This is a genomic window from Neomelitea salexigens DSM 19753 (assembly GCF_000422345.1).
GTDB classification, from domain to species: Bacteria; Pseudomonadota; Gammaproteobacteria; order Pseudomonadales; family Spongiibacteraceae; genus Spongiibacter; species Spongiibacter marinus_A.
This window is the reverse complement of sequence record NZ_AULP01000004.1, coordinates 143747-167800: the sequence shown is the minus strand read 5'-3', so window position 1 is coordinate 167800 and position 24054 is coordinate 143747. Positions and strand designations below refer to the sequence as shown.

General features: G+C 55.3%; 21 protein-coding genes. 18 read left to right on the top strand and 3 right to left on the bottom strand.

Going from position 1 to position 24054, the window contains the following annotated elements; translation table 11 throughout:
• The first annotated feature begins 149 nt into the window (after positions 1-149).
• The 10 genes from H573_RS0108410 to phoU all read left to right on the top strand — a co-directional run bounded on the left by H573_RS0108410 (position 150) and on the right by phoU (position 11271).
• Positions 150-626 (top strand): NfeD family protein, encoded by a 477-nt coding sequence (locus H573_RS0108410; RefSeq protein ID WP_027873877.1) that lies wholly within the window; start codon positions 150-152, stop codon positions 624-626.
• Between the two features lie 45 nt (positions 627-671).
• Entirely contained in the window at positions 672-1520 is an 849-nt protein-coding gene (locus tag H573_RS0108405; protein ID WP_027873876.1) for an SPFH domain-containing protein, read from the top strand.
• Positions 1521-1551: 31 nt separating this feature from the next.
• Positions 1552-2406: a formyltetrahydrofolate deformylase gene (purU, locus tag H573_RS0108400; protein ID WP_027873875.1), complete on the top strand. Its 855-nt coding sequence runs from the start codon at positions 1552-1554 to the stop codon at positions 2404-2406.
• Between the two features lie 105 nt (positions 2407-2511).
• Complete coding sequence (gene phoB, locus H573_RS0108395) at positions 2512-3219, top strand: phosphate regulon transcriptional regulator PhoB (RefSeq protein ID WP_027873874.1); 708 nt, start codon at positions 2512-2514, stop codon at positions 3217-3219.
• Between the two features lie 9 nt (positions 3220-3228).
• Positions 3229-4524: a phosphate regulon sensor histidine kinase PhoR gene (gene phoR / locus H573_RS0108390; protein WP_027873873.1), complete on the top strand. Its 1296-nt coding sequence runs from the start codon at positions 3229-3231 to the stop codon at positions 4522-4524.
• An 80-nt stretch (positions 4525-4604) separates the two neighbouring features.
• Positions 4605-5573 (top strand): PstS family phosphate ABC transporter substrate-binding protein, encoded by a 969-nt coding sequence (locus H573_RS0108385; RefSeq protein WP_027873872.1) that lies wholly within the window; start codon positions 4605-4607, stop codon positions 5571-5573.
• 128 nt (positions 5574-5701) lie between these two features.
• Positions 5702-7924, top strand: a complete 2223-nt coding sequence (locus tag H573_RS0108380) for an ABC transporter permease subunit (RefSeq protein WP_027873871.1) — start codon at positions 5702-5704, stop codon at positions 7922-7924.
• Between the two features lie 17 nt (positions 7925-7941).
• Entirely contained in the window at positions 7942-9642 is a 1701-nt protein-coding gene (gene pstA, locus H573_RS0108375) for a phosphate ABC transporter permease PstA (RefSeq protein ID WP_027873870.1), read from the top strand.
• 68 nt (positions 9643-9710) lie between these two features.
• Positions 9711-10511, top strand: coding sequence for a phosphate ABC transporter ATP-binding protein PstB (gene pstB, locus H573_RS0108370; RefSeq protein WP_205618922.1), 801 nt, complete (start codon positions 9711-9713; stop codon positions 10509-10511).
• A 37-nt stretch (positions 10512-10548) separates the two neighbouring features.
• Positions 10549-11271, top strand: coding sequence for a phosphate signaling complex protein PhoU (gene phoU, locus H573_RS0108365; RefSeq protein WP_027873868.1), 723 nt, complete (start codon positions 10549-10551; stop codon positions 11269-11271).
• Positions 11272-11339: 68 nt separating this feature from the next.
• On the opposite strand, the gene H573_RS0108360 is transcribed toward phoU, so the two are convergent.
• Positions 11340-12848, bottom strand: coding sequence for an AbgT family transporter (locus H573_RS0108360; protein ID WP_051171133.1), 1509 nt, complete (start codon positions 12846-12848; stop codon positions 11340-11342).
• A 145-nt stretch (positions 12849-12993) separates the two neighbouring features.
• Here H573_RS0108360 and H573_RS0108355 point away from each other — a divergent pair, with 145 nt between their 5' ends.
• From H573_RS0108355 to H573_RS0108325, 7 genes are all read left to right on the top strand, one after another.
• Positions 12994-14253, top strand: a complete 1260-nt coding sequence (locus tag H573_RS0108355; protein WP_027873866.1) for an MFS transporter — start codon at positions 12994-12996, stop codon at positions 14251-14253.
• A gap of 338 nt (positions 14254-14591) precedes the next feature.
• On the top strand, positions 14592-16358 hold the full coding sequence (locus H573_RS0108350; RefSeq protein WP_027873865.1) for a type IV pilus assembly protein FimV: 1767 nt from the start codon (positions 14592-14594) through the stop codon (positions 16356-16358).
• Positions 16359-16369: 11 nt separating this feature from the next.
• A complete protein-coding gene (locus H573_RS0108345; RefSeq protein WP_027873864.1) occupies positions 16370-17041 on the top strand; it encodes a TIGR01621 family pseudouridine synthase in 672 nt (223 codons plus the stop codon).
• 27 nt (positions 17042-17068) lie between these two features.
• Positions 17069-17383 carry a DUF2288 domain-containing protein gene (locus H573_RS0108340; protein ID WP_027873863.1) on the top strand — a complete coding sequence of 105 codons (315 nt, stop codon included), beginning with the start codon at positions 17069-17071 and terminating at the stop codon, positions 17381-17383.
• A gap of 12 nt (positions 17384-17395) precedes the next feature.
• On the top strand, positions 17396-17689 hold the full coding sequence (locus H573_RS0108335) for a hypothetical protein (RefSeq protein ID WP_027873862.1): 294 nt from the start codon (positions 17396-17398) through the stop codon (positions 17687-17689).
• Positions 17689-19785, top strand: a complete 2097-nt coding sequence (locus H573_RS17565) for a GNAT family N-acetyltransferase (protein ID WP_051171131.1) — start codon at positions 17689-17691, stop codon at positions 19783-19785. Before H573_RS0108335 ends, H573_RS17565 begins: the two co-directional genes overlap by 1 nt.
• Before the next feature lie 2 nt (positions 19786-19787).
• The gene (locus H573_RS0108325; RefSeq protein WP_027873861.1) at positions 19788-20186 is read left to right on the top strand and encodes an HIT family protein; all 399 of its coding nucleotides are present in this window, start codon (positions 19788-19790) and stop codon (positions 20184-20186) included.
• On the opposite strand, the gene H573_RS0108320 is transcribed toward H573_RS0108325, so the two are convergent.
• Entirely contained in the window at positions 20183-22111 is a 1929-nt protein-coding gene (locus tag H573_RS0108320) for a B12-binding domain-containing radical SAM protein (RefSeq protein WP_084497993.1), read from the bottom strand. The genes H573_RS0108325 and H573_RS0108320 overlap by 4 nt on opposite strands.
• A gap of 159 nt (positions 22112-22270) precedes the next feature.
• Here H573_RS0108320 and H573_RS18965 point away from each other — a divergent pair, with 159 nt between their 5' ends.
• Positions 22271-22696 (top strand): SRPBCC family protein, encoded by a 426-nt coding sequence (locus tag H573_RS18965; protein WP_051171130.1) that lies wholly within the window; start codon positions 22271-22273, stop codon positions 22694-22696.
• On the opposite strand, the gene H573_RS0108310 is transcribed toward H573_RS18965, so the two are convergent.
• Positions 22693-23970 carry a CinA family nicotinamide mononucleotide deamidase-related protein gene (locus H573_RS0108310; RefSeq protein ID WP_027873859.1) on the bottom strand — a complete coding sequence of 426 codons (1278 nt, stop codon included), beginning with the start codon at positions 23968-23970 and terminating at the stop codon, positions 22693-22695. The two genes, H573_RS18965 and H573_RS0108310, sit on opposite strands and share 4 nt — an antisense overlap.
• Positions 23971-24054: the final 84 nt, after the last annotated feature.

Sequence of the window (24054 nt, the reverse complement as noted above, 5' to 3'; positions counted from 1 at the left end):
TGATCGGCTATTGTACCGGAAATCACAGCTGTTTGCTGAGTGGGGGCAGCCCCAATCAAGTGTGAATTTGCAGCTTTGGCGCTTGCTATTAAGTGAGATCGTGGCTAAATAATGCCTCTCACTTATCGCGTGGCAGCAGGAGCGCACAAATGGATTGGCTTAATAGCTCGATAGAGTACTGGCACTGGATGGTTTTGGGGCTTTTACTGGTTGCCAGCGAGGTCTTTGTTCCCAGCTTTGTCATGCTTTGGTTCGGCGCTAGTGCCATTGCGGTAGGGCTGATCACCGCTGTCGTAGATTTGCCCTTTAGTGTCCAAGTGTTGATCTGGGCAGGGCTGTCGGCGGTCGACTTGTTCCTCTGGTTTAAATTTGTGCATCCGCGTATGAAAGATAAAAGTTTATCGGGCATGTCGCGAGAGCAGGTTGTGGGTCAGGAGGGCATGGTTACGCGCGTTGGTGACCACCGCGAGGGGCAGGTGCGCTTCAGTATACCGGTGCTGGGTAATGACGAATGGAGTTACATTTGCCGCGAACCCCTGATCGTTGGAGACCGGGTTATTGTTGAAGATATCTCAGGCAATTCATTGATAGTACGCCGCCAACGCGGCGCCAAAGCTGCCGAATAATACCGTTGCTGGCAGGCTCATTTCACGAGGATCTAGGGGAAGAATATGGATGGTTTAGCGATTACAGGGGCGTTGTTTGTATTGGTCGTCGTTACGTTGTCGATGGGGGTGAAGACCGTTCCCCAGGGTTACAAACACATTGTGCAACGTCTGGGTAAGTACCACGGTACCTTGAACCCCGGTTTGAACTTTATTATTCCCTATGTGGATCAAGTGGCTTATCGCCTGACAACCAAGGACATTGTGTTGGATATCCCCTCCCAAGAGGTTATCACTGAAGACAATGCGGTGATTATCGCCAACGCCGTGGCCTACATCAATATCGTCTCTCCGGAGAAGGCTGTCTACGGTGTTGAGAATTACACCATTGCCATCCAAAACCTGGTGCAGACAGCACTGCGTTCAATCGTAGGCGAGATGTCGTTGGATTCGGCCCTCTCGTCGCGGGAGCAAATCAAGGCCAAGCTCAAAGCGGGGATATCAGACGATATTTCCGACTGGGGGATCACACTTAAAACGGTGGAAATACAGGACATTAATCCATCTCCCACCATGCAAAGTGCGATGGAAGAACAGGCGGCTGCAGAGCGTCAACGTCGCGCGGCGGTGACCAAGGCCGAAGGTGAAAAGCAGGCCGCGATCCTCGAAGCCGAGGGACGTTTGGAAGCATCGCGTCGCGACGCTCAGGCGGAAGTGGTGTTGGCTAAGGCCAGCGGTGCAGCGATTGAGTTAGTATCTGAGGCCGTTAAAGGTGATGAGCTACCCGTGTTGTATCTGCTGGGTGAAAAATACGCTGACTCGCTGCGTGAGCTGTCGGCGTCCGACAATGCCAAGACCGTTGTGCTACCCGCAGACCTGCCTCAGGCGGTGCGGGCAATACTAAACAAGGGTTAAGAATTTTTTTTGCAAGGATGTTGTTGTAAAGATGGAACATACCTACCGCTTGATTACCAGCTGCCCGGACCGCGTCGGCATCGTTGCCAAAGTGAGCCAGTTTGTCGCCGACCAAGGGGGCTGGCTAACCGAGGCCAATCATCACGCTGATGCCGACAGTAACTGGTTTTTCATGCGCAACGAGATTAAAGCCGATTCACTGAGTATCGGTGCTGAGGCAGTGCGTGAGGCGTTTCGGCCCTTGGCGCAGGCCTATGACATGGAGTGGGAGTTGGTCGACTCAGCGCGGCGGCGCAAGGTGGTGATTCTGGCAAGCCATGCCTCACATTGTATTGCAGATTTATTGCACCGCTGGCATAGCGGCGAGCTGTACTGCGATATTCCCTGTGTGATCTCAAATCACGAGAATTTGCGCAGCATGGTCGAGTGGCACGGAATTCCGTTTGAATATGTACCGGTCGACCCTCAAAACAAGGCGCCGGCCCACGCCCGTGTGCAGCAGCTGACCGAAAACTATGGCGCTGATTGTGTGGTGCTCGCCCGCTATATGCAGATTATTCCCCCGGAATTTTGCCGTGCTTACAGCGGCAGAATGATCAATATTCACCACAGTTTTTTACCTTCTTTCATAGGTGCGAACCCCTACCAGAAGGCCTACGATCGCGGCGTTAAATTGATCGGTGCCACCAGCCACTACGTGACTGAGCAGCTGGATGAGGGCCCGATTATCGAGCAGGATGTCATTCGGGTGTCGCACCGTCATAGTAAGGATGACCTGGTGCGCTTGGGTAAGGATGTTGAAAAGAGTGTTTTGGCGCGCGCGCTTCGCAATCACCTTGAGGACAGGGTGTTAGTGCACGGTAATAAAACTGTCGTTTTCGGCTAAGCTTGGGGGCAACGGCTGGCGCCTTGATCGAGTCGTTGTCATATAATTGTCATTAAAGGCCGTTTTAATGCAGGCTCAAGCATCCACAGGCTACAAGGGAAGAGCATGAGCACAAAGACCATCCTCATCGTCGATGACGAAGCCGCCATTCGCGAGATGATCCGCGTAGGGCTAGAGCTTGCCGGTTACGACTGCATCGAAGCGAGCAATGCGCAGGAAGCGCACGGAATTATTGTTGATCAGCGCCCGGATCTGGTACTGCTGGACTGGATGATGCCAGTCACCAGCGGTATTGAACTGCTGCGCCGCTTGCGCCGGGAAGATTTAACCCGGGATATGCTGGTCATCATGCTTACCGCTAAAGACGATGAAGACAACCGTGTTCAGGGCCTGGATGTCGGAGCCGACGACTACATTACCAAGCCGTTTTCTTCCCGAGAGCTAATGGCGCGCATCAAGGCGGTGTTGCGCCGCGGCAGCTCGCCTGAGCAGGAAGAGACCATTGAGGTGGATGGCCTCAAACTCGACCCCGCCAGTCACCGCGTGTTTGCCAATGGTGAGCCTTTGGATATGGGGCCCACTGAGTTTAAATTACTGAAATTTTTCATGACCCACCAAGAGCGTGCCTACAGTCGTGGTCAACTGCTTGACCAGGTATGGGGCACCAATGTCTATGTTGAAGAGCGCACGGTAGATGTTCATATTCGCCGGCTTCGCAAAGCGCTGCTAACCGACGAGCGAGACTTCGGGCAGCTGATTCAAACCGTTCGCGGTACTGGCTACCGTTTTTCCGCAACGGGGGTAAGCGCCTAGCGCTGCTCTATGCGGTATTACGGCTGGAAGACGGAGCTTGTTCGCGTAGTGCTGCCATTGGCAGCGGCGGCAGTGTTTGCAACAGCGTTCGACCTTGGAGTGTGGCCCGTTTTTATCGTTGCAGCGGTGATATGCACCTGGCTGCTATGGCAACTTCAACGACTGAGCGACTGGTTATATAGAGGCTTGGGTACCGAGCCGCCAGAGGCAATTGGCATGTGGGGTCAAATTTTCGACACGATTTACGATATGCAGAAGCATGCGTCGGGAGATCGTGATCAGTTACAAGCAATTATTGATTACTTACATTCATCGTTTGCATCGATGTCAGATGCCGTGGTGATGCTGGATCGTCACGGCAACATCGAATGGTGCAACGATGCGGCGATGGATCTACTTGGGCTGCGCAGGGATGAAGATGTCGGCTTGCAGCTGCTGAATTTAGTGCGCAACCCGAATTTTGTTGCCTACTACGAAGCTGAAAAATACGCCATGCCCTTTGAAATGGCGTCGCCGGTAAACAGCGAGATACAGCTTAGTTTAAGCATCAGCTTTTTCGCGGAGGGTAATCGTTTACTGTTTGCCCGCGATGTCACACGAACCCACCGTCTCGAAAAAATGCGCAAAGATTTTGTCGCGAATGTGTCACACGAATTGCGCACGCCACTGACGGTGATCAATGGTTACCTGGAGACGTTTTCTGAGCACGGTGGCGACAACCCGCGCTGGGATCGCGCTATCGATCAAATGCTGCGGCAGTCTCGCCGCATGCACCACCTCATTCAAGATTTAATGCTGTTGTCGCGGCTGGAATCCGTCCCTCAAGCCAGCGAGCATGAAGTGATACGTATCCGCCCGCTGATGGAAATGGTGCGCGAAGAAGCCCTCGCGGCCGCCAAGGGCAATCGCCAGATCGACATCGAATGTGACGATGCCATTGCCCTGAAAGGGCAGGCGACGGAAATACGCAGCGCGCTGTCTAACTTGGCGGTAAATGCTGCGCGCTACACCGCCGAGGATGACCGAATTGTGCTGCGTTGGTACCAGGATGACAGCCACGGTGTGTTGGAAGTGCAGGACAGCGGGATTGGTATCGAGCCGCAATACATTCCCCGTCTAACCGAGCGTTTCTACCGGGTTGATCAAAGTCGCTCCCTCGATACCGGCGGTACAGGCTTGGGTTTGGCGATCGTGAAACATGTTTTGTTGCGCCACCGGGCCGAGATGAAAATCTCCAGCCAGCCGGGGCATGGCAGTACGTTCAGTTGTTTATTTCCACGTTCATTAATCACTCGGGTAAACTGATTTCTCATTGTAATAAATCCGTCATCTAGCGCCGCTAAAATGACAGCCGTGTTACCAATTTTATTGATCGGGAGATACCTGTGAAACTGAAGCAATGTCTGATGGCGGCCGCATTTGGCCTTTCCTCTATGTGGGTGGCGGCAGCCACTGAAGTTGATCCGGCGCTGCCTGTGTACGAAAAAGCGGCGGGTGTATCGGGCACTTTTTCCAGCGTTGGCTCAGATACCCTGGCAAACCTGATGACGCTTTGGAGCGAAGACTTCAAACGCGCTTACCCAAACGTTAACGTCCAGATTCAAGCAGCCGGTTCCTCTACTGCGCCCCCGGCGTTGACAGAAGGCACTTCAAACATGGGGCCGATGAGCCGCAAGATGAAGGACAAAGAGATCGAAGCCTTCGAAGCGAAATATGGCTACAAACCCGTTGCAGTTCCGGTGGCTATTGACGCCCTGGCGGTGTTTGTCCACAAGGACAACCCCATTGAAGGGATGACCATCGCCGAAGTCGATGCGGTTTTCTCAAGCACTCGCAAGTGTGGCCACCCGGAAAATATCCAGCGCTGGGGTCAGCTCGGCATGGATGGATCGTGGTCGGCGCGCGATATTCAAATGTTCGGTCGCAACTCGGTATCGGGCACCTACGGCTACTTTAAAGGCAAGGCACTGTGTAAAGGCGACTTTAAAAATGGTGTAAATGAGCAGCCAGGCTCGGCATCAGTGGTTCAGTCTGTGTCTACCTCTATTAACGGCATCGGTTATTCTGGCATCGGCTACCAGACCTCAAGCGTTCGCGCTATTCCGCTGTCCAAGAATGAGAAGGGCAGTTTTGTTGACGCCACGCCGGAAAATGCGATCAATGGTAGCTACCCGCTGTCACGCTTCCTCTACGTTTACATGAATAAAGCACCCAATAAGCCGTTTACGCCGCTAGAGCGCGAATTCGTTAAGCTGGTGCTGTCAAAGCAGGGTCAGGAAATCGTTGCCAAAGATGGCTACATCCCGCTACCAGCAAGCGTTGTAGAGAAAATTCGCAAAAAGCTAGAGCTGTAAAAATGCCGACATGATGTCGCTGTAAAATGTGCTGCAAACGTGAGTTTGTGGCACATTTTTTATCTGTAACAAAACTGAAACATTATCGTCATAAAATCCCCGCCAGTTCCTCAAAGAGCCCGAGACTTATGAAGCAATCAGAGGTGCGCGCAACTGCATCGGCCCAACGCAGATGGCGCCAAGTCAAAGATGGCATGACCACAGCAACTATCACCGGCGGTGGTGTTGGGGTATTGCTGTCCATTCTGCTGATCTTTTTCTATCTGCTGTATGAAATTCTGCCGCTGTTTAATTCGGCTGGCATCGAGTCAGAGGAACAGTACCAACTGCCAGTGGCCGCCGCGCCATTGTATCTGGCCATGGAAGAACAGGCCGAGGTGGGTTTTCGCCTTGCCGAAAACGGGGATGCCGTATTTTTTAATACCGAGAATGGTCAACAGGTTCTCAAGCGCTCGCTGCCAACGACTGCAGCGATTAGCAGCTTCGCACTGGAGTCAGAAGAAACCCGCGTATTCGCGGTGGGTATGGAAGACGGTCGAGCTCTGCTGGCCAAACATGACTATCGCGTGAGCTACCCCGAGGATCAACGCCTGATTACGCCGTCTCTGCGCTTTCCCTATGGCAAAGCCGGCATGGAAATTAGCGACGCGGCCCTGAGCCGACTGGCCGTGCGCGACAGTGAGGAAGCCCTGGTGGTGGTCGCCGTGAGTGACGGCCATTTGGTCGGACGCCGCTGGACCAAAGAAGAAGACTTCCTCAGTGAAGAAATCACCCTGGTCGAAGAAAACCTGGCATTGCCAACGCTGGATATCTCCGCCGACTATCTATTGATCGGGCCTCGCCAGCAGTGGCTGTACGTGTTGAGCCAGCAAGGTGGCTACCGGTTGATTAGCCTGCGCAGCCTGGAGATCGTTGATCGCGGCGAAGTGACCGATGGCGCGGCACTGAGTGATGTGCGCTTTTTGTTAGGCGGTATTTCTTTGCTTACCGCCGCTGAGGACGGCAGCGTGTCCCAGTGGTTCGTGGTTCGCAATGCGCAGCAGGGCGGACAATACGGCTTGCAGTTTGTTCGTCAGTTTACCGCAGGCGGACCCTCAGCAATGCTGTTGAGCGAACACCGCCGCAAAGGCTTTGTCAGCATTACCGATGACGGCCACCTCGATATCTTCTACAGCACGTCGCAGCGCCGTTTGCTAAGTGAAGAACTGGAATTAAATAATGTGCTTAGTATGGCGATTTCGCCGCGGGCGGATCGCCTTCTTGTCGAGTCGCAGGGAGGGCAGATCCACAGCTTCGCCGTGGAAAACGAGCACCCGGAGGTCTCTTGGTCCGTGCTGTGGAGCAAGGTGTGGTACGAAAGCTACCCTGAACCCGATTATGTTTGGCAGTCTTCGGCGGCAGACAATGATTTCGAACCGAAGTACAGCTTTGCACCGCTGGCCTTCGGTACCCTGAAAGCCGCCTTTTACGCCATGTTAATTGCGGCACCATTGGCGATTTGCGGCGCGATTTACACCGCTTACTTTATGGCGCCGTCGCTGCGCCGCAAGGTTAAACCGCTAATCGAGCTAATGGAGGCGCTGCCCACCGTTATTCTCGGCTTTTTGGCAGGTCTGTGGCTGGCACCTTTCATTGAGCGAAATTTGCCCGCGGTGTTCAGTATCTTTATTGCGCTGCCGGTGGGTATTCTCATTTTCGCTTGGCTGTGGTCGCGCCTACCGGTGAGTGTGAGTCGTCGTGTTCCCGAAGGCTGGCATCCCTTGTTGTTGGTACCCGTTGTGATTGGTCTGGTCGTCGCATGTGTTGAGTTGAGTGCGCCGATGGAGAGGGCATTCTTTTCGGGTGATATGCGTGCCTGGTTGACCAATGATCTGGGCATATCCTTCGACCAGCGCAATGCCCTGGTGGTTGGTGTGGCAATGGGTTTTGCCGTTATCCCCACGATCTTTTCCATCGCCGAAGATGCCATTTTCTCGGTACCCAAGCACCTTAGCTACGGCTCACTCGCACTCGGTGCAACGCCTTGGCAAAGCCTGGTTGGTGTCGTCATGCCCACCGCCAGCCCGGGTATCTTCTCAGCCCTGATGATCGGCATGGGTCGCGCGGTAGGCGAGACAATGATCGTTCTGATGGCCACTGGTAATACCCCGATTATGGACGCCAATATCTTCGAAGGTATGCGGACGCTGGCGGCAAATATCGCGGTAGAAATTGGTGAAACGGAAGTCGATAGCAGTCACTACAGGGTGTTGTTCTTGGCGGCCTTTGTACTATTTATGTTTACGTTTGTTGTTAACACTGTTGCGGAGACGGTCAGGCAGCGTCTGCGTCAGCGCTACGGCAACCTCTGATTGATTCGGGATACATCATGTATTTACAGGATAAAGAAAAGCAGGGGCTGACGGCCTGGTTCAAGGGCGGCGAACCCTTGATTTGGATGAACGCCGCTGCGGTGACCGTCAGCACACTGGCCGTGATCGGTTTGTTAATACTGTTGGCAGTGCGTGGTTTCAGTCACTTTTGGCCCGCCGATGTATTTGTCGCAGAGTATCAGTTGCCGGATGAAACCCCGGCGGTGGTGATGGCCGAGCGGGTTGAAAGCGAGGATGTCGCTATCGAGCAGCTGCTCAGCGCTGGTTTTACGCTGGATACGGACGAGCCGTTTATCCAGCGAGAGCTGGTGAAAGTGGGTAACCGCGATGTCAGTGGTGCGGACTTTAAATGGGTGTTAAGTCGCTACCTGCAGAACACCTATTACCCAGAGCAGGCGATTGTTCTCGAGCGTCGTGAGTGGGGCAATTTCTACGGCTTTTTGCGCGGTTTGAAGCGCGATGGCCAGGCGATCGACGCCGCCGATGACGAGGTCTTGTGGCAGGCGTTTCAGCAAAGTATCGAACGTGCTGAAACCATTCATCATGATATTGAGCGCGTTGAAAAGAAAGAGATCGGCGCGATCAACTACCGCTTGGAAAAACTGCGTCTGCGCCAGCGCGGCTTGGAGCTCAATGAAGCGCTGCCGGAAGCTGAGCGCGCCCAAAAACAGCTGGCGATCGACAGCGAACGTGCTGAGCTAGACGCCGCCTATGCAGTATTACAAAAAGAGCTGAACGCACTGTACGCCGAGTGGAACAGAGATAGCTTTATTGTTGAGACCGCGCAGGGCCAGCAGCGCGAGCAACGCGTGTCGACGGTGGTCCACGCCTACAAGCCCAATACCATGAACTTCGCCAACAAGGTCGGCTTTTACTTCGGCAAGTTTGCGGAGTTTCTCACCGATGAACCCCGCGAAGCGAATACCGAGGGCGGTATCTTTCCCGCTATTTTCGGGACGGTGATCATGGTGCTGATTATGTCAGTACTGGTAACGCCCTTTGGTGTGATCGCGGCGGTGTATCTGCGCGAATATGCTAAGCAGGGGCTGATGACACGGATAGTGCGCATCGCGGTGAACAACCTGGCGGGCGTACCCTCGATTGTATACGGGGTGTTCGGGCTCGGCTTCTTCATCTATTTTGTTGGTGCAGAAATCGACCAGGCCTTATTCCCCGAGGCACTGCCGTCGCCAACGTTTGGCACGCCGGGGCTTCTATGGGCGTCGGTGACGCTGGCGCTGCTGACACTGCCCGTGGTTATTGTGGCAACTGAAGAGGGCTTGGCGCGTATTCCCCGCAATCTGCGTGAGGGCAGTCTGGCTCTGGGCGCCACCAAGGCCGAGACCTTGTGGCGGGTGGTGTTGCCCATGACCAGCCCGGCGATGATGACTGGCCTGATTCTGGCCGTTGCGCGTGCGGCCGGGGAGGTTGCACCACTGATGCTGGTCGGGGTCGTCAAATTGGCGCCGTCGCTACCGGTGGATGGCAACTTCCCATACTTCCACCTCGATCAAAAGTTTATGCACTTGGGCTTCCACATCTACGATGTTGGTTTTCAGAGCCCGAATGTCGAAGCAGCGCGGCCACTGGTGTACGCTACGGCATTGCTGTTGGTGATTATCATTGCGCTGCTGAACCTCAGTGCCGTGGCACTGCGGAATCATCTGCGCGAAAAATACAAATCTTTGGAAATGTAATTGGCACAGCCATGACGGTAAAATTTATGGATACCAACAAAACTGCTACAGCTGGTCACGCAATCGATATGGAGTCGCTCGGCCGGGTGCGCAATGAAGTCTCTATAGCCGACGAGGACATTACTCTGAATGTCGACGGTTTGGATCTTTACTACGGCGACAAACAAGCATTGTTTGACGTTAATATGGAGATTCCTCGTCAAAAGGTCACGGCGTTTATCGGCCCCAGCGGTTGCGGTAAGTCGACCCTTCTGCGCTGCTTTAATCGCATGAATGACCTGGTCGATACTTGCCGGGTTGAAGGTGCCATCCGCCTGGACGGCAGTGATATCTACGACCGCAGTGTCGATGTGGCAACCCTGCGTCGCCGTGTGGGAATGGTATTTCAAAAGCCAAACCCCTTTCCCAAGTCGATATATGAGAATGTCGCTTACGGGCTGCGTATTCAAGGTGTGAACAAAAAGCGGGTGCTGGATGAAGTGGTCGAGCGCTCGTTGCGTGGCGCGGCCCTGTGGGATGAAGTGAAAGACCGGCTGCACGATAATGCGCTAGGCATGTCTGGTGGTCAGCAGCAGCGTTTGGTCATTGCGCGCACCATTGCGGTTGAGCCGGAAGTGCTGCTGCTGGATGAGCCGGCATCGGCGCTGGATCCCATCTCGACGCTTAAGATTGAAGAACTGATCAATGAGCTGAAAGACAAGTACACGATTGTCATCGTTACGCATAATATGCAGCAGGCCGCGCGAGTCTCTGACTACACTGCATTTATGTATATGGGCAAACTGATCGAGTTTGATAATACCGATACCTTGTTTACCAATCCGACCAATAAACAAACTGAAGATTACATAACAGGTCGTTACGGCTAAGGCTAGGCCATTAGCCCGGCGCCAATAGGATGCGGGAATGAAAGATAAAGACTTACACGCTCACCATATCTCTCAGCAGTTCAACTCTGAGCTGGACGATATTAAAACCCGTATGCTGGAAATGGGTGGGGTCGTTGAGAAACAGGTTGCCGATGCGACCACCGCATTCATGAGTCAGGACAGTGGCCTGGCTGATGAAGTGAAGCGTGGCGACCGTATCGTCAACGCGCTGGAGGTGTCCATCGACGAGGAGTGCACCATTATCTTGGCGCGCCGCCAGCCTGCAGCGACCGACCTTCGTCTGGTGTTGTCAATCAGCCGAATTATCAGCGATTTGGAGCGTATGGGTGATGAGGCCACAAAAGTTGCGGAAGCCGCAATTAAGCTGGGTGAACTGGGTGGCCTGCCGCGCAGCGTGTTGGAGATTCGCCACATTGGTGACCATGTATTGAGCATGGTGCGCAACGCGTTGGACGCGTTTGCCCGTGTAGACAGTGATATGGCGCTGGATGTGGCAGAAGAAGATCATTCCGTCGATATGGAATACGGCACCGCTATGCGCAGCTTGGTGACCTATATGATGGAAGATCCGCGCACCATTTCCTCAGTCTTGCAGGTACTGTGGGCACTGCGTTCCCTAGAGCGTATTGGCGACCACGCGCGCAACATTGCCGAGCATGTTATTTATTTGGCCAAGGGCGCGGACGTTCGCCACGTGAATATTGATGAGATGAGTGCGGCTGTCCAAGAGAAAAAATAAGGCTTGGCGCCAGTAGTTGAAAGCCGTCCCAGCTTGGCTGAGGGCGGCTTTTTTTATTTCGGCCCTTTTTATTTCGGTCCTAAGGGAATACCCAATCCGACCCAGGCCGCCAGTAATACGGACCAGCTCACGATAAAACACAGGGAGTAGGGCAGCATCAATGCCAACAGCGTGCCCATACCGGCTTTGCTATCGTGGCGCTGCATAAAGGCCACCACAACGCCAAAATATGGCATTAACGGCGTGATGATGTTGGTGCTGGAGTCACCAATTCGGTAAGCCATTTGTACGGCCTCAGGTGCCACATCGAGCATCGCCAACATGGGGACGAATATCGGCGCCATCAAGGCCCATTTTGCCGACGCGCTGCCGATTAATAGGTTGATGGCCGCGCTGCACAGCACAAAGCTAATCAACAGACTGGTAGTGGAAAGCTCGAGCCCGGCAAGCCATTGTGCGCCTTTAATTGCCGTTAACGCGCCAATGCCCGTCCAGGAAAAATAATTAACAAACTGGGCGGCAAAGAACATCAGTACCAGATAGCCGGCCAAGGTGCTCATGCCTGATTCCATGGCATCTACCCAGTCTTTACTGCGTGTAAAGCGGCCGCTGCTGTAGCCGAAAATAATCCCGGCGAGTGCGCCATATGCAGCAATAAACACCACAATTCCCTGCAACAGGGGCAGGGCTGCCATACCGCTGGGGTCAGGATTGCGCAATGGCCCCTGTGGATGGACTACTGCCGCGATGAGCGTCGCGATATAAAGTACGCTAAAAAGCAGCACGCGGCGCAGCGCTTTTGTCTCGTTAGCAGAGGCATCCGGGGGCGTGCTTGTGCTCCCTGTCTGCGCGGGGCGCTGCAGTCGAGGCTCTACCAATGTTTCCGTCACCCATGCGCCAACGAGGGTAATGAGCAGGGTAGAAAAGGCGATGAAGTAATAGTTTGCGCTGACACTCACCGAAGCCTGTGGGGCAATCAGCTGTAGCGACTCGGTGGATATACCCGCCAAAATTGCGTCGACTGGGCCGAGGAGAATATTTGCGCTAAACCCGCCAGATACCCCGGCGAATGCGGCGGCAATCCCCGCTAGCGGAGAGCGTCCGGCGGCGCGAAAGACGATCGCCGCCAAAGGGATTAAAACAACATAGCCCGAGTCAAAACCAATACTGGATAATACGCCGGTGAATACAATCACCGCACTCAACGCCTTTGGTGGCGCCCGTCGCGCGAATTGTGTCAACACATGGCCGAGCAAGCCGGAGTGTTCCGCCACGGCAATACCCATTATGGCGACGATCACCGAGCCGACAGGCGCGAAGTTCACAAAGTTGCCAACCGCATTGTGTAGCATCCACAGCAGGCCGTCGCGAGACAGCAGAGAGCGCGTGTAAAGCCATTCGCCATTGCTGGGATTCTGTACGTTAGCGCCAGTTGCCGTGAGCCATACCGACAGCAAAATGACGATCGCACAGAAATAAACGAACAGCACCACCGGGTGTGGCAGGCGATTGCCCGTGCGTTCTATTCGGTCCAGCCAACGCTGGCTCAATGGTACGTCTTGCTGAACCTTTGACATGTTTCCCACTTGGTTTGTGTTGGCACAAGGAGTGGCTGTGTAAAATGCATGCTCCGCGAACGGACGATAGCCAGCCTTGATCACGCTGTATCAAAGTGTGCCAGATGGCGTGGCAGATAAAAACCGATGGCAAGAGGATAGCTGAGTGACGGAAACAGGCAGTGCACCGAGGTCTGACTGGCGGGCGATGATTTCGCTATACGCCGCCATGATGGCGGTGGGGATGGGCCAAAGCGTGGTGTTTGCGGTGCTGCCAATGTTGGGGCGTGAACTGGCCCTGCATGAAATGCTCTGGCAACTTCCCTTCACCGAACTGACGATTGCGCCCAAGGAAATGGCAATCACCTCGCTGTCGGCACTGACCGCGCTCGTTTTTTTCATGACCTCTCCCTATTGGGGAAGAAAGAGCGATGTATGGGGGCGAAAGCCGATCATTATTATCGGCCTATTCGGCTACACCATTGGTACCATGCTGTTCAACGCGGTCGCGTGGATGGGGCTTGTTAGCATACTCGGTGGCGGCCTCCTGTATGTGCTGCTGATGTTCAGTCGCGGCATTCACGCCGCGTTGATGTCGGCGACCCACCCGGCATCGGCTGCCTATATGGTCGATGTCACAGATATCTCCCGGCGAGCGCAGGGGATGGCGAAATTGCAGGCCTTCAATCAACTGGGGGTAATGCTGGGGCCCGCGCTGGCGTGGTTTGTCGCCTTCAGTTATTTAACGCCGCTATATTTACAAGCGGCGCTGGCCGCATTGGTTGCGATTTTGGTCTGGCGTTATTTGCCCGCCATTCCAGCGCATAGCAGCGGCGGTAAGCGGCCGAAGCGGATGGCGTATTTCGACCCCAGGTACCGTCTGTTTATCCTCATCGGTTTTGCGCTTTACAGCTTGCTGGGCATGGTTCAGCAGACGCTGGGGTTTTATTTTCAGGATTTACTGTCACTCGACGGCGTCGCGGCGGCACAGTGGTTTTCCGCCGCGATGATCGTGTCATCAGGTGCCATGCTGTTTGCGCAATTTGTGGTGGTGCAGCGCTACACCGGGTCGCCAATGAACCTGCTGTTTATGGGGCTGCCGTTCAGTTGCGCCGGGTATTTGCTGTTAGCATTGTCAGACACGTTGCCGATGTTGTTATCGGCGATGGGCTTGTTCGGCTTTGGTATGGGCTTGACTGGCCCGGCCTACGGTGCCAGTGCCAGCTTGGTTGTCGAGCCCCATGAGCAAGGCGGTTTGGCTGGTCTGCTCGGCTCGGTGGCGGGGCTTGGGTTTGTTGCTGGGCCGCTTGCGGGGGGCTTCTTATACCGTATCGCGCCAAGCTACCCGTACTTTTGTGCAGCCGCCGTCATGGCGTTGATCATTGTGGTAATGGTGTCACGTCGCCGCCAGATCGCCAAAGGTTGATCAAAAACTACGCGCGTGGCGGCAGCGTTGATGAGACGTTGCTCAGCGGAGAATTGAACAGCCTTATCCACAAGCTTATTCACTGTATCTGGGGAAAACTTGTTGTGGATAAGCGGTGATCCTAACGCAGTAACGTGACAATGCTGTGACGCTGACGCTTTTCTTTCATGGCATGTCGCCAGCTTTTCATTTTAGTCTCGAGCTAGTCTGTTATTAAGCGTAGCTCAGGCCTCAGGCCACTAACCAGCGTTTGCCGCGCGACTTTTACTCAAAATGTTGTAAGCTGTAGGGTAATGATAAATGTGAAGTGACTCACAACAAGAAATGAGAATACGGCAATGAAGAAACTGCGAGCCCCTGCTTTTATTCCACTGCTACTAGCGGTCGCCGTTAGCCCCGATGCGAAAGCGATGGGTTTAGGTCGTGCGGAGCTGGATTCGGTGTTAGGTAAGCCATTGGCCGCACGCGTGGTTATCAGCGGTGCAGAGGGCTTGGATCCCGAACAAATTCTGATTGATGTGAAACCGGTGTGGGATGCACAGAGCGATAGTGCAATGGGCGGGCTTGATACCCGAACCCTGTCGGTACGCAGTGAATTAAGCCTTTCTGGCAGCGGCGTGATTTATTTACGCAGCACCACGCCGATCGTTGAACCCTTCCTTAATTTCGTTTTATCGGTGCGCTGGCCGACAGGTACGATAGAGCGTGAATACACATTGCTACTCGACTTGCCTGCGCAGGCACCGGAGCAGGCAAGTGTGGTTCAAGCGGGCGCAGCGAGTACCCGGTTAGCATCGGTAAAACCAGCACAGGGTAATCGCCCAGCGAAATCGTCGCCGCGGCGGCCTATTAACGCTGATGTATCGACGTATACAACGGTGCGCGGAGATAGCCTTTGGCGAGTGGCTTCGCGCATTCGGCGTGCCCGAGGTGGTGAGCAGCTGCCCCTGATGGAGGCGGTCTATCGCCTAAACCCCCACGCCTTTGTACGCGGCGAAAAAGATATGTTAAAGGAGTCCGTCTCGCTAAATGTTGAGGCGGCAGCACTTGCCGATGTGTTGCTACCCGGTGGCGGCCCAGGTGGTTCCGACAAACAAACATCGCTTGCGCCGAAAAGCACGGTAAGTAATGAAGCAGAAACGGTGCCAGAAGCTTCGACAGAAAGCACTGTTGTAGGCTCCAACGCCGCCCAGTCGATGACCGAAGAGCAGCGCTTGACGGCTTCGTTGGCAGCGGTGACCGACGAAGTGTCAGCCGTACGCGCGAATATCGAGGCAATGAATAGCCGCTTGCAGGCGCTACAGACGCGCCTGCTCAGCTTGCAGGATGAATATACTGCCCTGAAGGGCCAAACTGCCGCGATCCAGGCCGAAAATAGCGTAGTGGTGCCGGCGGTGAGTGATGCGCAGCCCCTGGCCGAGGCGCCTCAGGCCGGGGATCAAACGGTATCAAGCGAATTTGTGCGTGGTGCTGATGTGGCCTCGGCCTCTGAGGCGGTTCAATCTGGCGTTACAGAGACTGACGCGACGTCCATTGGTGGGGCCTCAGCTGCGCCGTTGCCTGAAAATGCTGAGTGGCGCGGCAGCCCCTGGGCGTTGCTGTCACTGGGTGTTGCAGCGGTGGGCGGGCTATTGTTTTATCGACGCCGTAAAGCTGCCGCAAAACGCCGCTTGCAAGCGTTTCACTATGCTGGCGTGGCCACGGCTGTCCCCAAGGCGTCGGCAACACATTTTGAAGACGTTTTCGCGGAACTGGGGGATACCCCAAAAGAACAGTCTGGCGGCGCAGCTATTGCTGCGGTGACTGGCCGTGTGGCTGAGGAAGATAACTCGCCGCAGGCGGTTGCGGCGGCGTGCATTGAATTGGGGGACTACCGCGGCGCTCAGCAGATCCTTGAGCAGGCCCTGCGCGACGACGAATCTCTCGAGCTACAAATGCTACTGCTTGACCTGTACGCGCGTCAGGGGCAGGCCACAGACTTTGAAGCACTGGCCTTGCAAATGGAGTTCGCCGGTTTAGCGGAGGAATCTATTAGAGAGATCGATATCCTGCGGCGTGAACTCAATGACGCGCATCAACACGGCACTCAGCAGCAAGGCCAGTAGCAGATCCATCCGTGTATGAACTCGTGTATGAGCACAGTGATTTTTTTGTGCTCAATAAAACTGCCGGTGCTAATTTGCACCGCAACCATCACCGCGAAAGCCTGTTAGACCGCCTCTGCGCTGAGCGAGGTGGAGCCGGCTTGCACCTTGTCCACCGCCTTGACGATGCGACCTCGGGTTTACTGCTTATCGCCCGTAATGCTGAGGCGGCAGCCGAGCTGGGGCGCAGCTTTAGTGAGCGTCGTGTCGACAAGTTTTACATTGCCATTGCTCCTGGCAAGCCTCGTAAGAAACAGGGCGCAGTGGTGGGTGACATCATTAAAGCACGCGGGGGAAGTTACCGGCTTAGTCGCAGTTGCAATAATCCCTCACGGACCCGCTTTATCAGCACCAGTATTGCGCCGGGCAAGCGCTGCTATCTACTGAAGCCCGCCACTGGCAAAACGCATCAATTGCGCGTGGTGATGGCCGGTTTAGGGGTGCCGATTCTCGGTGATGAGCGGTATGGCAAATCGCCCGCGGATCGCTGTTACCTGCATGCCTGGGGGCTGCGTTTTGACTACCGAGGCGTGCCGATGTCATTCATATGTGAGCCAAGTAGTGGTGAGGCCTTTGGCGATAGAGCTGTTGAGGCGGCGCTGGTAGAATGGTCGCCACCTTGGCAGCTCCCCTGGGGAGCTTAATACACCGACTTTGAGACCTACCTGTTCATGACTGACCCGCAAGAAAGTGACGAGCTGCTAACTAAGCTGAATCGCGAAACCGCCAAGATACCCTGGGAGGAATTGCAACGTTTCTACGCCCAGGGCGCCGTACTGGAGGTTTCACCCAAGCTCGACCTTGTTGCCGTGGCGGCAGGCATGGCAAACGACGATACTCAGACCATTAGCCCGTTACTAGCGTCGGGTCAGCTTGGCCGTGTCGACACCGAGTCGGCGCAGAAGTGGACGCAAGAGCAGGCATCATTATGGGCCGTGGTGGTCGCACCCTGGGTGCTGGTGCAGACCCGTCGCGATCTAGATTAAGGCGATAGCCCGGTGGACTCACAGGCATTTATCGACGACTTGCACAAGCGTTTGCGTGCGTTCTTTACCGAGCAGGCACAGGGCTGGGATGTGCCACCTGCGACCCTGTACCGCTTGGAAGGTGCGATGGCCTCAGCGGTTCAATTGGGGCTAGTGTCTGAGGCGGAGCTGCGTGGCTATTTGCTTCGTCTCGCTGAAGAATTCTTAGACGAAAATTTGCAAGACATTTACCGAAACGACCGGCAACTGCTGTTGCATCTACACATGCACGAGGCCCCGGTTTATCCCAGTGGCGGTAACCAATAGTGCAGGCCGAAGCCTTTACTCAGTGGTGCGCGTCGCGGCGAGCGAGCAATGTCCGCCGCGGTCACCGCCAGCTTATTGTATTAAGTGGTGAACAGCGTTGGGCAGAGGCGTTATTATCCGCAGCGATCAACAGCGAGGATGGCGTCTTACTTGTTGCACACAATGCGCTGGCGGGGTTTCAGCCGAGCGGTAAAGCCGCCAGCTTAGGCATCGAAAGTGATTGGGTCATTATCGATGGCCATCGCTATAGCTCGGTTAACCACTGGTTGGCAGCAGCCGGCACATTGCGAGGCGGCGGCTCCCTGGTGTTACTAACGCCGCCTTTAGCGGATTGGCCACAGGCCTACGCCTCGGCAATGCAGGAGGCGGGTTTCGCGGTTGAGCACTCTGTCTTTATTTCCAGGCTCACGACGTTGCTTCCCCTGCAGCCTGCAGTCTGTTTGATCCAGCAAGGCAGCGAGTCTGCCCAGGTGAGCGACACAGCGCCAATAAACGGCGACAAGGCACATGCCTGGCGAGCCGAGGTGCCCAGTACAGATCAATTATCCACCGTTACTGCCATTGTACGCGCGGCGCGAGGTCGGTCGGGGCGCCCCCTTGTTATTCGCGCCGACCGCGGTCGGGGGAAAACATCAGCGCTCGGCATAGCCGCTGCAGAGCTGCTGCGCAGCGGAAGCCAAAAAGTGGTGATATCCGCGGCCAGAACCGACATGGTTGAGATCGCCTTTCGCCGCGCCATGGAGGTTTTGCCGGGCGCGGTGCGCGAAGGTGAAAAGCTGGTGTGGCAGGGCGCGGAGCTGGAATATCTCACGCCGGCTGACTTGCTGTCTGCCAGTGCCTGCGAAGACTTTCGAGCCGAGCTGGTGATGGTTGACGAGGCGGCTCACTTGCCGCTGCCATTACTGGAAACGCTGCTAGGGCGCTTACCGAGGCTGGTATTCTCCACAACCGTGTCAGGATACGAAGGCACAGGAAGAGGATTCGATATTCGTTTCCGGCGCTGCCTGGACAGGTTGAGGCCGCAGTGGCGCCGACAATTCTTATCGACGCCGCTGCGCTGGGCTGACGACGACCCTCTTGAGACCACGTTAAACACCATTTTTTTGCTGGGCACTGCCGAAGCGGCACCCAACGCCGGCAACGGCAGGCTGCGTGTCGACAGCGTCAGCGCTGCTGCGCTGGTGAACGATGAATTGGCGTTGGCGCAGGTGTTTCAGTTATTGATGGAGGCGCATTACCAAACGACGCCGCAGGATCTTCAATACTTGCTCGACCTTCATTCTCAGCTGATGATCGCGCGCATCGGTACAGCGATCGTGGGGGTTTGCCAGGTGCTTCCGGAGGGGGCGCTGGCTGATGAGCAATGTGAGCGGGTTAGCCGCGGCCAGCGGCGGCTAAAAGGCCATTTGCTGGCCCAGGCCTTGGCACAGCGGAGCGGGCAGACACAGTGGTTGGTGGCGCCGAGCCTGCGTATCAATCGTATCGCGGTGAGCGAAGGGGAGCGACGAACGGGGATTGCTAGCGCATTGCTAGCGGCGCTTCTGCGCAATGCTCGCGGGAGCGGCTGCGCGTTCCTGAGTAGCAGCTTCTCTTGCGAGCCGGAATTACTGGCATTTTGGCGGCGGCAGGGTTTTTCTGTTGTCCACCTGGCCAGTCGGCGAGACACCAGTAGCGGCAGCTATTCACTGATGGTGGTTCGCCCCCTCAGCGATAACTGGCCACACCTTGATGCCCAGCGTGAGGTGCTTTGCAATGAGTTGCTGAGCTGCACAGAGCTGCTGCGCCGAGACATGCCTGCACCAGCGCTGGCCGCTTTACTGACAGCGCTGCCGGTGCAGGGCACCGAATACGACAGACAGCAACAAAAGCGCTATGTGGCGGGGGAGCTGCCCTTTGAACAGGCGGCGGTGCATTTAAAGCGCGTTTGCGTTGGCGCTACGCCATCGCCGTCCGCGCTGGTTGTAGAACGCTTGTACCAAAGCCGCGATTGGCTTGCTTTGGCAGCCGCGTACCGCCTAACAGGGCGAGCGGATTGCGAGCGACAAATAAAACAGTATTTTGCCGGTGTTGACACTGGCGATGATCAACAGGAGTAATCATGGCGAGTATTTTCAGCAAAATTATTGCAGGTGAGTTGCCCGGACATTTTGTTTGGCAGGACGATGACTGTGTGGCGATTATGACCATTCAGCCGATTAAGCCGGGCCATATTTTGGTCATTCCTAAAGAGGAAATAGATCACTGGGACGATTTGCCCGAGGCGCTCAGTGCTCACTTGCTGACGGTGTCCAAAAAACTGGCGAAGGCCCAGAAGCGGGTGTATCAATGTCGTCGCGTGAGCTTGCAGATCGTCGGTCTGGAGGTGCCACATACCCATCTGCATCTCGTGCCAATTGACGAGATGCGCGACATCGACTTTGCCGGGGCTGAAATGGCCGACGCTGCGTCGCTGGCGGCTGAGGCAGAAAAAATACGTGAGGCACTTGCGGCAGATTAAGAGTGCGCGAGCGCTTCCTGTCCGGGGTGAATAACGCGTACCACTTGCTCTTCAGTGTCGTGCTGAATTTCGCCGCGTAGCCAGGCGCCGCCGTCGGGTTCGTGAAGAATGCTACCGACGCCGCCCGGGGTGCGTATTCGCGCCGAGCTGGGGCCAGACTGAAAGCAGCTTTCGTTAGGCGATGACATCTCGTCCAGCGCTCGTTTGCAGCCCAGCGCGTCGAAGCTAAAGGTAACTTCGCGTTCGCTGGCTTCTCCCCAGCGAGGTGAAAGTGCCTGGTCAAGCTCGAGCAGCCTGTGCAAACGCGCCTTGATCGGCAGTGTGGTGCTGGCACCGGCGTAATCACTCACATAGTGGTTCATTACCCTTTGCACGCACTGATACAGGCGCTGCGGGTCGCGCAGACACTCAGTGAAGATAGCATTGCGCGACTCATAGACCGTAAGGGCATCGTCAACATCAACGCTAGGCAAAGCGTCCTGAAATTCCCGGCACACAGCCAGTAGAAGCTCGCGCATCAGTGTTGCGGTTGTAATACCCTCTTGCTGGGCAATGTAGCGAATGCTGTAGGGTAGAATATGGCCGTGAGCAAATAACATGTGTGCGGTAATTAATAGGTAGCCCTGCAGTCCCTGTTCACGGCTGAAGCTGTGGCAGGCGACCACGTATTCGCCTTTCGCCTTGCCGTAGCCGGCCACAGGAATGGTTTCAATCTGATATTCCTGGCGTTTTTCGTAAAACTCGGTACCCGGCAGCAGGGTGTAGGCAAAAATATTGAGATTGGGGAAAACCTGCAGCAGTTCATCGAGATTGCGCTCAAAATCTGGGAGATTGTCACCGGGTAGCCCCCAAATGAGTTCGGCGGCAATAGGCACCCCTTTGCTGGCCATATCTTTGGCAATGGGCTCGTATTTATTGGCGGCCATGTTTTTGCGATTGCTAAGCTCGAGGGCCTTTGGTGTTAGGGTTTGCAGGGCGAGTTGATAGTGCGGCAGTAGCCCGTGCTGGTTAAGCAGCAAGACAATTTCTTGCACCCGCGGGCTATGTTTCTTTGACCACGAGGTGGCGAAGCTGCTGGGTAGACCGGTGGTATTTTTCAGTTCGCAAATGAGTTTGGCCTTGTCCAAATCTTCTCTCAATGCGCCAAAATTGGAATCGGCAAGCCAGATATCCTTGATGCCAGCGGCCACAATTTTGCGCCAGTCTCGCTCAATCCTCTCCATGGAAAACTGGTACATTTTCGAGCCGATAGCACCGGTGCCCCATTCGCAAAACGCGCATTTAAAGGGGCAGCCACGGCTGCTTTCGTAGGAAACCGAGTCGTAGAGTGGCTTACCCGCATCGTCACACAGCGGCACTACATCGAGGGCCGAGGGCAGGGCGTCGAGATCCTGGCGGCGCTTGCGCTCAGCAGTTTTTACCAGTTCACCATCGCGCAAATACGCGAGGCCATCCACGTCTTGCCACTGCTCTCGGCTCTCGCAATCCAGCCACTGGGCGAAGGTGGTTTCTGCCTCGCCCAGAGCAATAACATCAATGGGGTCGTCGTACAGATAGTCTTCGGCTTGTTGTACGTGAGGCCCGCCGGCAATGCAAAGGACTTGCGGGCAGTCAGACTTAACTAGCGCGATCAGCTCGAGAAATTCCGCTGCATTCCAGGTGTACATACTGAAGCCCACCACCGGTACACCGCCACGTGCGATGCAGGCGATGAATTCCTCTCTAAGCTCGGGCCATGTGGCTTTCCAGGCGTCAGCCGCGTCGCTGTCGCGAAAATGTATCAGGCGTATGTCGTTGCCAGCTGGGTTATTGCCGTAGTGCTGGTAATACGCTTTCAAGCCGCCCGTTGTGGTGGGAACAGCCCAAAAGCCGTCCGAGTCCATGCTGAATAAACAAACGGGTCGAGGGGAGTGCGCTGAGCTCATGTGGGTGGAATGCCTTGTTGTGATTATGGCGCTATTGTCGCATCTTGCGCCGCCATTTGCTCATGAGTAAGCCGAGGGTTAACTAAGCCGTTCGGGTGAGGTTGATCCACCTATTATGCGGCAAGATCGCCGCTGAATAAAAAAACTTCGGAGAGTCAGATGGTTGAAGTACATGTAGAGCGCGATTTAGATTTTCCCGCGGCAACAGTTTGGGCCTTGTTGGAAGATTTTGGCGACATTAACTGGGCGCCAGGTATCGACAAAATTGAGGTAATCGGTGAGGGGATTGGCATGATTCGCCGTTTGCACTTGGCGGGCATGGAGCCGATTGATGAGCAGCTCGAAAGTATGGACGCCAATAATATGAGTTTTGGCTATACGATCCCTCGCGGTATTCCCATGCCTGTGACCGATTATTCGGCCAATGCCAAGGTGACGGCCATTGATGACGGCCGCTGTCATGTAGACTGGTATGGCCGTGCAACGCCACAGGGCGCATCAGACGAAGAGGCGGCCGCGATGATTCGCGGTGCCTATGAGATGCTCTTGCAATGGGTGGACGAGCACCTGAAGTCGCGCGCTTAATGCGCTTTTTTGCAGTAGCGCTGAATCAAGCTGGGCATCGTGGCAATGCCCAGTAAGTGGCGGCGCACCAGCTCCATACCCAGCGCCGACACCCAGATTTGAAAGGCCTGGCGGTCAAAAGGCAGCACCAAACATTCCGCTTTTAGGCGGTCTGCGCTGCCCCACGCTATCCACACTGTGCCGACCGGCTTATCCTCAGAGCCCCCATCGGGCCCGGCAATGCCTGTGACGGCCAGGGCCACATCGGCGTGGCCAACGCGTAGGGCGCCCTGCGCCATGGCCAAGGCAACGTCCTTGCTTACTGCGCCGTGCTGTTGCAGCAGCGCCTCACTCACGCCCAATTGGCTGCTTTTCATCGCGTTTGAATAGCTGACTATGCCACCGGGAAAGACTTTCGATGCGCCAGCGATGCTGGTGATTTGGGAGGCGATTAGCCCGCCCGTACAGGACTCTGCCGTGCACAGGGTTTGGTTTAGTTTGTTGAGCTCGTCGACTAATACCGAGGGTAAGCTGAGCGGCAGCTCGCCGAGTAAATGCTCGCCGAGAAGTGTTTCAACGGGCGCGCGCCATTCGGCCAGCGTCGTATTTGCGTGCTTACCGCGCGCGGTAAGCTTTACTTCCAGCACTGGCATTGAAGCGCGAAAACCCAGTTCGATATTGTCGGGCCAATTGGGTAGCTCGCGGTCAAAAAGTTCCTGAATGCCGGACTCACCTAAACCAAAAACGCCGAGACGAAGGGTGTGAATATGGTCCGACTCAAAACGTTGCTGGAGCAGGGGAAGAATTTCGTCGGTCAGCATCTGACGCAATTCGCTGGGTACCCCCGGCGTCGCCAATACCAAGCAGTTGCGATACATAAGCCGAATTCCAACAGCGCTGCCGCGGGCATTAGCGATAATATCGCAGCCCTGGGGGAGAATGGCTTGCTTACGGTTAGAGGCGTTCATACTGAAACCGCGCTTCTCGCACCAGTGCGACAAGTGCGCCAAGGCCTCAGGGTGCTCGGTAAGTGGCCGGTCGCAGAGCTGGGCCAGCACGGCGGCGGTTAAGTCATCAACGGTGGGGCCGAGACCGCCATTAATAATCAGTACATCGCCCTCGTCACACAGCTGATCAATTTCCTTTTGCAGCAGTGCGGTGTCATCGCCTACCGTGACCTTTTTATGTATTCTCCAACCGTGTGGCGCCAGTTGCTGGGCAACCATCGCGGAGTTTGAATCAATAATATCGCCGGCCATAAGTTCGTTGCCGGTTAACAGTAAATTCAGCTTCATAGCGTTCCGGTTTTTTAAGTTTACTGGCGATTATCACCCAAAACGGGCATACAATGCCTGAGTCGAAAGAGCTCGGAGAGAGCA

Bases quoted from the DNA above. Each gene is read 5' to 3' on its own strand.
- H573_RS0108360 (WP_051171133.1), bottom strand. From the start codon at position 12,848: ATGTCAAAGGTTCAGCAAGACGTACCATTGAGCCAGCGTTGGCTGGAC.
- pstA (WP_027873870.1), top strand. From the start codon at position 7,942: ATGTATTTACAGGATAAAGAAAAGCAGGGGCTGACGGCCTGGTTCAAG.
- pstB (WP_205618922.1), top strand. From the start codon at position 9,711: ATGGAGTCGCTCGGCCGGGTGCGCAATGAAGTCTCTATAGCCGACGAG.
- H573_RS0108310 (WP_027873859.1), bottom strand. From the start codon at position 23,970: ATGAAGCTGAATTTACTGTTAACCGGCAACGAACTTATGGCCGGCGAT.
- purU (WP_027873875.1), top strand. From the start codon at position 1,552: ATGGAACATACCTACCGCTTGATTACCAGCTGCCCGGACCGCGTCGGC.
- phoR (WP_027873873.1), top strand. From the start codon at position 3,229: ATGCGGTATTACGGCTGGAAGACGGAGCTTGTTCGCGTAGTGCTGCCA.
- phoU (WP_027873868.1), top strand. From the start codon at position 10,549: ATGAAAGATAAAGACTTACACGCTCACCATATCTCTCAGCAGTTCAAC.
- H573_RS0108340 (WP_027873863.1), top strand. From the start codon at position 17,069: ATGACTGACCCGCAAGAAAGTGACGAGCTGCTAACTAAGCTGAATCGC.
- H573_RS0108325 (WP_027873861.1), top strand. From the start codon at position 19,788: ATGGCGAGTATTTTCAGCAAAATTATTGCAGGTGAGTTGCCCGGACAT.
- H573_RS18965 (WP_051171130.1), top strand. From the start codon at position 22,271: ATGGTTGAAGTACATGTAGAGCGCGATTTAGATTTTCCCGCGGCAACA.
- phoB (WP_027873874.1), top strand. From the start codon at position 2,512: ATGAGCACAAAGACCATCCTCATCGTCGATGACGAAGCCGCCATTCGC.
- H573_RS0108405 (WP_027873876.1), top strand. From the start codon at position 672: ATGGATGGTTTAGCGATTACAGGGGCGTTGTTTGTATTGGTCGTCGTT.
- H573_RS0108380 (WP_027873871.1), top strand. From the start codon at position 5,702: ATGAAGCAATCAGAGGTGCGCGCAACTGCATCGGCCCAACGCAGATGG.
- H573_RS0108350 (WP_027873865.1), top strand. From the start codon at position 14,592: ATGAAGAAACTGCGAGCCCCTGCTTTTATTCCACTGCTACTAGCGGTC.
- H573_RS0108410 (WP_027873877.1), top strand. From the start codon at position 150: ATGGATTGGCTTAATAGCTCGATAGAGTACTGGCACTGGATGGTTTTG.
- H573_RS0108320 (WP_084497993.1), bottom strand. From the start codon at position 22,111: ATGAGCTCAGCGCACTCCCCTCGACCCGTTTGTTTATTCAGCATGGAC.